At 54.5% G+C, this 7920-nt stretch carries 15 protein-coding genes; all 15 read left to right on the top strand.

Annotated elements, in window-relative coordinates:
• Positions 1–658 precede the first annotated feature (658 nt).
• The 15 genes from H5P30_RS05605 to H5P30_RS05545 all read left to right on the top strand — a co-directional run bounded on the left by H5P30_RS05605 (position 659) and on the right by H5P30_RS05545 (position 7839).
• The gene (locus tag H5P30_RS05605; protein WP_185691967.1) at positions 659–961 is read left to right on the top strand and encodes a nucleotidyltransferase family protein; all 303 of its coding nucleotides are present in this window, start codon (positions 659–661) and stop codon (positions 959–961) included.
• Positions 951–1289, top strand: coding sequence for a HepT-like ribonuclease domain-containing protein (locus H5P30_RS05600; RefSeq protein ID WP_185691966.1), 339 nt, complete (start codon positions 951–953; stop codon positions 1287–1289). Before H5P30_RS05605 ends, H5P30_RS05600 begins: the two co-directional genes overlap by 11 nt.
• A gap of 658 nt (positions 1290–1947) precedes the next feature.
• Positions 1948–2424, top strand: a complete 477-nt coding sequence (locus H5P30_RS05595) for a GbsR/MarR family transcriptional regulator (RefSeq protein ID WP_185691965.1) — start codon at positions 1948–1950, stop codon at positions 2422–2424.
• 60 nt (positions 2425–2484) lie between these two features.
• A complete protein-coding gene (locus H5P30_RS22435) occupies positions 2485–2694 on the top strand; it encodes a four helix bundle protein (protein WP_221774288.1) in 210 nt (69 codons plus the stop codon).
• The gene (locus H5P30_RS22430; RefSeq protein ID WP_343075429.1) at positions 2633–2872 is read left to right on the top strand and encodes a four helix bundle protein; all 240 of its coding nucleotides are present in this window, start codon (positions 2633–2635) and stop codon (positions 2870–2872) included. The genes H5P30_RS22435 and H5P30_RS22430 overlap by 62 nt, the downstream gene beginning before the upstream one ends.
• A gap of 135 nt (positions 2873–3007) precedes the next feature.
• Entirely contained in the window at positions 3008–3580 is a 573-nt protein-coding gene (locus tag H5P30_RS05585) for a YhcH/YjgK/YiaL family protein (protein ID WP_185691964.1), read from the top strand.
• Between the two features lie 232 nt (positions 3581–3812).
• Positions 3813–4118: a nucleotidyltransferase family protein gene (locus H5P30_RS05580; RefSeq protein WP_185691963.1), complete on the top strand. Its 306-nt coding sequence runs from the start codon at positions 3813–3815 to the stop codon at positions 4116–4118.
• A complete protein-coding gene (locus tag H5P30_RS05575; protein ID WP_185691962.1) occupies positions 4099–4434 on the top strand; it encodes a HepT-like ribonuclease domain-containing protein in 336 nt (111 codons plus the stop codon). Before H5P30_RS05580 ends, H5P30_RS05575 begins: the two co-directional genes overlap by 20 nt.
• Before the next feature lie 187 nt (positions 4435–4621).
• The gene (locus H5P30_RS05570) at positions 4622–4927 is read left to right on the top strand and encodes a nucleotidyltransferase family protein (RefSeq protein ID WP_185691961.1); all 306 of its coding nucleotides are present in this window, start codon (positions 4622–4624) and stop codon (positions 4925–4927) included.
• Between the two features lie 196 nt (positions 4928–5123).
• Entirely contained in the window at positions 5124–5429 is a 306-nt protein-coding gene (locus H5P30_RS05565; protein ID WP_185691960.1) for a nucleotidyltransferase family protein, read from the top strand.
• Positions 5426–5746, top strand: a complete 321-nt coding sequence (locus H5P30_RS05560; RefSeq protein ID WP_185691959.1) for a HepT-like ribonuclease domain-containing protein — start codon at positions 5426–5428, stop codon at positions 5744–5746. The genes H5P30_RS05565 and H5P30_RS05560 overlap by 4 nt, the downstream gene beginning before the upstream one ends.
• A gap of 191 nt (positions 5747–5937) precedes the next feature.
• Entirely contained in the window at positions 5938–6300 is a 363-nt protein-coding gene (locus tag H5P30_RS05555; protein WP_185691958.1) for a four helix bundle protein, read from the top strand.
• 138 nt (positions 6301–6438) lie between these two features.
• Positions 6439–7053, top strand: a complete 615-nt coding sequence (locus tag H5P30_RS05550; RefSeq protein ID WP_185691957.1) for a hypothetical protein — start codon at positions 6439–6441, stop codon at positions 7051–7053.
• Between the two features lie 289 nt (positions 7054–7342).
• Positions 7343–7618 carry a DUF6883 domain-containing protein gene (locus tag H5P30_RS22640; RefSeq protein WP_425504931.1) on the top strand — a complete coding sequence of 92 codons (276 nt, stop codon included), beginning with the start codon at positions 7343–7345 and terminating at the stop codon, positions 7616–7618.
• 5 nt (positions 7619–7623) lie between these two features.
• On the top strand, positions 7624–7839 hold the full coding sequence (locus tag H5P30_RS05545; RefSeq protein WP_185691907.1) for a DUF4926 domain-containing protein: 216 nt from the start codon (positions 7624–7626) through the stop codon (positions 7837–7839).
• Positions 7840–7920 lie beyond the last annotated feature (81 nt).

The following is a 7920-nucleotide window of genomic DNA, read 5'->3' as shown; positions in this document are numbered from 1 at the left end:
GAGCTTCCAGCTCTCGACCCAATCCTCAAACCTCCAAGCAAAGCTTGGCCCCGCGGCTCTTCCCAAAACCGTCTAACCGACGACCGTTCACCGTCTACAGAGCACTGATTACCGACTCCCATCCACGTCCGCCCCGCTCTTTCGCGAAACAGGCAAGCTGCCTGTTCTACTCGAAACGTCCCCTAGGCTGCCAGCCGCCAACCCGAAAACCAAAGTAGCGAGAGCTTCCGTGCTTCGCTTAGTAGCTTCGCAGGACACGTCCAGCTCTCGACCTAATCCTCACAACTCCAAGCAAAGCTTGGCCCCTCCGCCTTCCGCCATTTCAAGGAGTGAGTCCCCCAGTTCCCGGTTTCCCGTTCCCAGTGTAAGTTTCCCTAACCGCCTCTGTCTAACCGACAACTGATCACAGTCCACAGTCCACCGACCACCACCGATCCCCACCCTTTCGCTATCCCCGTTCGCGATCGACTTCAGTCGTTCGCTTTCCCCGCACATCACCGAGTTCCCGCCTCACCGCCTCACCGTCCACAGTCACACCGTCAACCGACCCACCGTCTCACCGACAACAGTCCACCGAAAACCGCTCCCTGCGTCGAGAATCAAGACGTGACTTTGAAGAGAAGATCTCCTTGAATTCTCACCATTAACTGACCGCCCTATGCCAGACTCCGCTGCGACATCCGAACAAGTCCGACAACTTGTGGCGACTGGGAAACCTCGTTTGGAAGCGTGGGGAGTGAAGCGTCTGTCTCTTTTCGGATCGGCCGCGCGCAATGAGCCCGAGGGTCGAGACTACGACTTTCTGGTCGAGTTTGATTCTCCGCCCAAGTTGGAGAATTTTATGGGGGTAAAATTCTACTTGGAAGACCTGTTGGGAAAACCGGTGGATCTCTATTCGAGACCCGCCTGCCCGGATCGATTCTACCAAAGAATTAAGCACGAACTGCTCGATGTCGCGTGATCCGGATCTACGATTAGAGGACATCCTCGACGCGATCCGTGCGATCCAGGAATATACCGCAGGATACGACTTTGAGGCGTTCGAGAGCGACCGAAAGACCGTCGATGCGGTGACGAGACAATTGGAAATTGTCGGAGAGGCAGTCAAAAGTCTCCCTCAAGATTTATTGGAAAGCAGGCCAGAGGTCCCTTGGCGAGCTATCGCTGGATTCCGGGATATCTTGGCTCACGGATATTTCCGAACCGAAGATTCTATCATCTGGGATGCGGCTACCAACGGGATGACGAAAGTAAAGCCCGCAGTAAAAAACCTGCTGGAAAGTTTATAGTCCGAACGCAACGAAAGCCAGGAACAAACGCCCCACGCCCGCACCGCTCTTTCGCGAAACAGGCAAGCTGCCTGTTCTACTCGAAACGTCCCCTAGGCTGCCAGTCGCCAACCCGAAAACCAAAGTAGCGAGAGCTTCCAGCTCTCGACCCAATCCTCAAACCTCCAAGCAAAGCTTGGCCCCGCGGCTCTTCCCAAAACCGTCTAACCGACGACCGTTCACCGTCCACAGAGCACTGATTACCGACTCCTCCCGACGTCCGCACCGCTCTTTCGGGAAACAGGCAAGCTGCCTGTTCTACTCGAAACGTCCCCCAGGCTGCCAGCGTCCAATCCGAAAACCAAAGTAGCGAGAGCTTCCGTGCTTCGCTTAGTAGCTTCGCAGGACACGTCCAGCTCTCGACCCAATCCTCAAACCTCCAAGCAAAGCTTGGCCCTTCCGCCTTCCGCCATTTCAAGGAATGAGTCCCCCAGTTCCCGGTTCCCCGTTCCCAGTTTAAGTTTCCCTAAACGCCTCAGTCTAGCCGACCACCGACCACCGACCACCGATCCCCGGCCCTTCACTATCCCCGTTCGCGATCGACTTCAGTCGTTCGCTTTCCCCGCACATCACCGAGTTCCCGACCCACTGCCTCACTGTCTCACCGACTCACCGCCAAATGTCCCCCTTCGAAGAAAAAATGGTCGAACTCGGCGTTTCCTGGGCCAGCGCCTTTTCGCTGCCGCGTTCGGTGGGGTCGATCTTCGGACTCCTCTTCGCCAGCCCTCAGCCGCTCGGTCTGGACGACCTCACCGAGAAGCTCGGCATCTCCAAGGGATCCGTTTCCATGGGACTCAACTTCCTCCACCGCATGGGGGCGATCCACACCGTCAAGACCCCCGGTTCCCGCCGGACGACCTATGAGCCGGAATTGTCGATCCGCCGTCTCCTCGACGGCGTCCTCCAAGCGACGGTCCTCCCGCACCTCAAAGACTCTACCGAGAGCCTCGATGACCTCGAAGCCTCCCTCGACCTCGCCGACCCTGAAGAGCGCGCCATTCTCGAACGCCGCCTCAAAGCCCTCCGCACCTGGCGCCGCAAAGCCCAAACCCTAGCCCCCCTGATAGCGAAACTCCTGGGCGCCGCGAAGCGGTGATCAGTGGTCTGTCGTCGGTATGTCAGAATTAAGTAGCCGGTAAGTCAGTAAGAAGCAGTTGTGGAACGGACCGTGCAAAATTTTGAAGATCTGGAAACTTATCAGTGCGCCTTCCGGTTCCAGCAGTCCATTTTCAAGATCAGTCAAGAATGGCCTCAAGGTGAGATCTACTCATTGACGGATCAGATTCGCCGAAGTTCCCGTTCCATTGGGGCAAATCTTGCTGAAGCTTGGGCGAAGCGAAGCTATCCCGCCCATTTTTTTGAGTAAGCTGACTGACTCGGACGGGGAGAATCAAGAAACGCGACATTGGATCCACACCGCGAAAGATTGTGGATACATTTCGGAGAAAGAGGCTGACGAATTGATTGAAGCCTCCCGTCATATTGGAAGGATGCTAGGAACCATGATCGCAAAGCATCATCTATTTTGTAAAAAACACAGTTAGATCCCACCTTCTCCCACCGATTTCCGAATACCGTCCACTGCCTACTGTCTACTGATCACCGACCACCGACCACCGTCTACCGTCTACTGACTACTGACTACTGACAACCGATCACCGAAAACCGACAACCGATACGTGCTCTACGCAAACCACAAAACTCCCTCCACCTATCGTCCGCTTCTGACCTCGCCGGCGTGGCGGAAAGTCCTCGACTGGATGGACCACCGCGACCCGGAATTACCCGACGGCATCTATCCGATCGAGGGCGACGACATCTTCGTCAACCAGCACCGCTACGAAACCCTCCCGCGGGAGGAGTGCCGTTGGGAGAGCCACCGTCGCTACATCGACCTGCAATTCTGCCTTGAAGGCACGGAAATCATCGACGTCATCGACCGCGACTTCCTCACCGACGACGGCCCCTACGACGAAGAAAAGGACCTCCTCTTCCACAACTCCCCTCCTTTTCCAAAGGAGGGGGGGACCGGCGACAGCCGGTGGGGTGGTTCTTCCATTCCAACGTCGCCTTCCTCCTTCCTCTCTAGCGACCCTCAAGTTTCCGATTCCTCCTTCCTCCCTCTACTCATGACCCCCGGCCGCATGGCCATCTTCACCCCCACCGACGCCCACCGCCCCAAAGTATCGGTAAACCAACCGACCCCAGTCCGAAAATTCGTAGTAAAAATCAGCCTGGAAGCGATCCGGTAGCGCGGGTTGGCCCAACCCGCACCCCAGCCGGAACTCCGGCAATCCAAGGAATCGGTTCCCCAGTTTTCGGTTTCTAGTTCCCAGTTGAAGTTTCCCTCAACGCCTCCGTCTCACCGACTACTGCCAACCGACAACCGTCCACTGACGACTGACCACCGATCACAGTCCACCGCCCACCGATCCCCACCGCAAATGAGTTTGCTCTGACGATTGCGGAGAGTAGCCTATGACCATGAATCGAAAAGATTCCGTGTTGAAAAAATTGTCCGAGAACAGGCAACGTTTTCGTGCCTTTGGAGTGGAGGAACTCGGCGTTTTTGGTTCAGTGGCGAAAGGGACGAACACCGCTGAGAGCGATGTGGACATTATCGTGAGTTTTGCGTCTCACCAGAAAAGCTCAAAGAATTTCAACGCGATTTGCGATTTGCTGGATGAATTGATCGGCGAGCCGTATGATATCGTAACTCGCGAGGGACTGAGCCCCTACTTCGGCCCGGAAATTCTAAAGGAGGCCATTTATGTCGAACTCGCCTCGTGACCTGTTGCGGCATATTCGGGACGAGCTTCAGTTCTTGGTTCGCGAGCAAGCGGAACTCTCGGAAACCCAGTTTCAGCACGACGAAAAAGCGAAACGAGCTTTTGTCAGAAGTCTCGAAATCATCGGTGAAGCCGCGAAAAATTTCCCTCCTGACTATCGAGAAGAACATCCAGAATTGCCTTGGAAGCCAATGACTCGCATGAGAGACAAGCTAATCCACCACTACTTCGGAGTCGATTACCCCGTAGTATGGGACACGGTCTCTTCTGATATCCCCCCGTTGCTGAAACAAGTGGAAGAGTTGCTGGAAGGCTGAAGGAATCAGTTCCTCAGTTTTCAGTTCCCCGTTGAAGCTTCCCTCAACGCCAAAGCCTCACTGATCACCGCCAACCGACCACCGACAGACCGCCAACCGTCCACCGAAAACCGACCACCGACTACCGATCCCTCTCCCCGAAAACCCTTCTTCTTGATTCTTCGATCAATTTCCCAACAATAGTGTCATGACAGGAAAGGACCGATTCCTTCAGCTGATTCGAGAAGAGTCTGCCTTTTTCAAATCGTATGGAATAGAGGAATTGGGCCTTTTTGGATCGGTCGCTCGTGGAGAAGAGAAGGCCGAAAGCGATTTTGATGTTCTGGTCAAATTTGAGGAGGGTAAAAAGAGCTTTCGAAATTTTGTAGCGGTCTCGGATTTCCTCGAAGAGCGCCTCGGAGGCCCTGTCGATCTAGTGACCGTCGAAGGCTTGAGCCCACACATCGGGCCGTCTGTTCTCGAAGAAACGTACAATGTCCCGCTCGCCTCTTGAATTTCTCAGGCATATCGACGACGAATTGCGGTATCTTGAGGAGACCAGCCATACGCCACCCAAGGAATCGGTTCCTCAGTTTTCAGTTCCCCGTTCCCAGTTTTGAGTTTCCCTCACCGCCAACCGTCTCACCGATTACCGACAACCGACCACCGTCCCACCCCTCTCCCTGTCCTTCATAATTTCTCACTGGACCATGCATCCAATCCTTACAGAGAACATCGAAACGATTCACTCGCTTTGCCGTGAGTATCAGGTGACTCAGCTCGATGCTTTCGGATCAGTGCTTTCCGACGAATTTACTCAGGAGAGTGACGTCGATTTCGTGGTGTATTTTCATCGCGACACGGAGACGAATGCGTTTCGCCAGTATTTTGAGTTCAAGGAAGCGTTGGAAGGGATTCTGGACCGTCCGGTTGATCTGGTTTGCGGCAATTCTATGCGAAACGCGGTGTTTCGGAAAACTGTCCAAGCCTCGAGCGTTCCTTTGTTTGCGGCATGAGGGAGAAGCTCCTCGAAGACATCCGGCGGGCCTGTGAAGAGCTTGCACTCTTTTTGGAGGAGAAAGTTCCCAGTGATTTGGAGCAGGACCGGGGGCTTCAGCTGATCGTAGAACGTGAATTTGAAATTATTGGGGAAGCGATGAACCGCCTGCAGCGTGCCGATGAAGCGGCGTTCGCTAAGATCACCCATGGCCACCGAATTATCGGGACGCGCAATATTCTCGCACATGGCTACGATATCATCGACCACCGAATTCTTTGGGATGCCTTTCATCAAGACCTTCCAAAACTTCTCGAAGATCTAAAAAGTCTCTAGTCATTTAAAGACTCGGTTCCCCAGTTTTCAGTTCCCCGTTCCCAGTTGAATTTTCCCTCAACGCCTCCGTCTCACCGCCAACCGCCAACCGACCACCGAAGACCGACTTCTGACGACTGACTACCGTCCACCGACCACCGACCACCGATCCCCACCGCCTTCGCCTTCGACGCCTGATGAATGGATAAAGGATGACTGATAATAGATTACTGGATTTTGAGGAAATGGAGGTCTGGCAGAATGCCCAAGACCTGGCGGTTGATGTTTACGAAGATTTTTCGAACTGCCGTGACTTCACTTTCATCGATCAGATCAAACGGGCGGCGGTTTCGGTATCCAATAATATTGCCGAAGGGGCAGAGCGCTCGACCAAGGCGGATTTCGCCCGTTTTCTGGACATTGGCAAAGGCTCATCGGGTGAGGTAAGGAGCATGTATCGCCTCGCGGAACGCTTAAAGTTCGTCAACGCCGACACCAGCACTCGCCGTTGCGGTCAGTGCAAAAGCATCTCAAGACAATTGGGCGGTTTCGCGAAGCATCTGCGCAGAAAATAGCGAATAAATCATAATGGATGAATGATACGAAAATGGCTTTGGCAGTCATCAAACAAACCGCTCCCATTCATTAGCCATCATTCATTAGCCATCATTCATCATTCATTAGTGATCAGTCACCGGCCCCCGGCCCTCCCCATGGAAATCTCCCTAAAATCCCTCACCCTCACCCATCCCGCCTTCGCGACGGCCACGGCCGTCACCATCTCCGCGGAGCTCGTTTGGCCGCGACCGGCGATCTCCGCCCGCATGGGCTTCCAGACCTTTTCCTTGCGCAAAGGGAAGGCCTCTCTCCGCGGGACGAAGGACTATGAACGACTCCTGCTCAAGGAGAAGGTCGACGGTCGTTTCGGTCTTGTGATTGGCCTCACCAAGCCCGGACCCCAATGGGCTCTCAATTCGGCCATGGCCGAAATTCTCGGAACCGCCCTCTCGGGCATCGGTTCCGGCCTTGCCGCTCCCTTTGTCTCCACCGCTCTCCGTCCACTTCTCCGGGAGCCCTTCAATCAGCTCGCCGACAAAATCGAAGACGACGAACCCATCCTCATCGCCGAAGCCGGAATCGACCTCCACTCCGAAGACGATTGGGTAGGGGAGCACAAATTTGAGCTCAAAACCACCAAATCCCTCAAACTTCCCCTCGAGCCGAAAGCTGGCCCCCGGACCAAGTCGGTCGCCAAGAAGCAAAAGTTCCAGACCATCCGCAAAGGGACCGTGATCGCCGAGGTCATCCTCGAACTGCGCGCAAGCTAGGAGAGGAACGACGAGAGTCGTTTCGATGAACCTCCGAAAAATACCAATCCCAACTCACTTGCATCGGGTCGCGCTTCCCGTCCAACCCATAGTCAAAAATCAAGACGTGACGTCTTTTGAGTCCCTCCCGCTTGAAAGTGGTTCGAATTCCGTCCCGCCCTTTCATCTATGGCGAAAACGGACTCCCCATGGAAAATCGTAGACTGACTCCGTTTCACCGATTGATCGATGCCGGATTTTGATCCACAAAACACAGTAGTCGACCCAGCGAAACTTCGGGACTTATTGCCTGTCTCCGAACCATCCCCGTGGTAAGCACAAGGCTCGGGTCTTTGAAACCGTGCTTGGGATTTCGCAAGATGACTGGTCACTCCTTGAGGCTGCGATTCGTAAGAGCCTTTCGGGAGCAGAGTGGGAGTTTGACGGAAAAGATCGGTATGGAAGTCGCTTTCATGTGGATCTTCAGATCAGGTTAAATGAGAGAGTGGGGCGCATCCGGACGCTTTGGATCGTTCGGAAAAACGAGAATAATCCTCGACTCACATCCTGTTTTATTCACCCTTAAAGAGAATGGAGGATGCAATTCAGCTTCTTGATGTAGTCGCATTGCTTCACGATTGCGGCGAACATGATTTGATTGCGGGTCAAGTCGGCACGGTCGTTGAAGTCTTGGCTCCTGGTGTCTTCGAGGTCGAGTTTAGCGATGAGGATGGGCGCACCTATGCGATGGTTGCGTTGAAGGAGAGCGAGCTGATGGAACTGCATTACAGCCCCGTGGCCGCGTAGTCGGGCCGACCTCGAGTTTCCTCCTCCTTCTTCGCGTTGGAGCGGGTTCGTTGTCCTGGCTTCAGCCAGCCGCCTTGCGCT

The sequence above is a fragment of the Puniceicoccus vermicola genome (genome assembly GCF_014230055.1).
Classification (GTDB): Bacteria; Verrucomicrobiota; Verrucomicrobiia; order Opitutales; family Puniceicoccaceae; genus Puniceicoccus; species Puniceicoccus vermicola.
The sequence above is the reverse complement of the archived record's forward strand: the minus strand, read 5'-3'. Positions and strand labels throughout refer to the sequence as shown.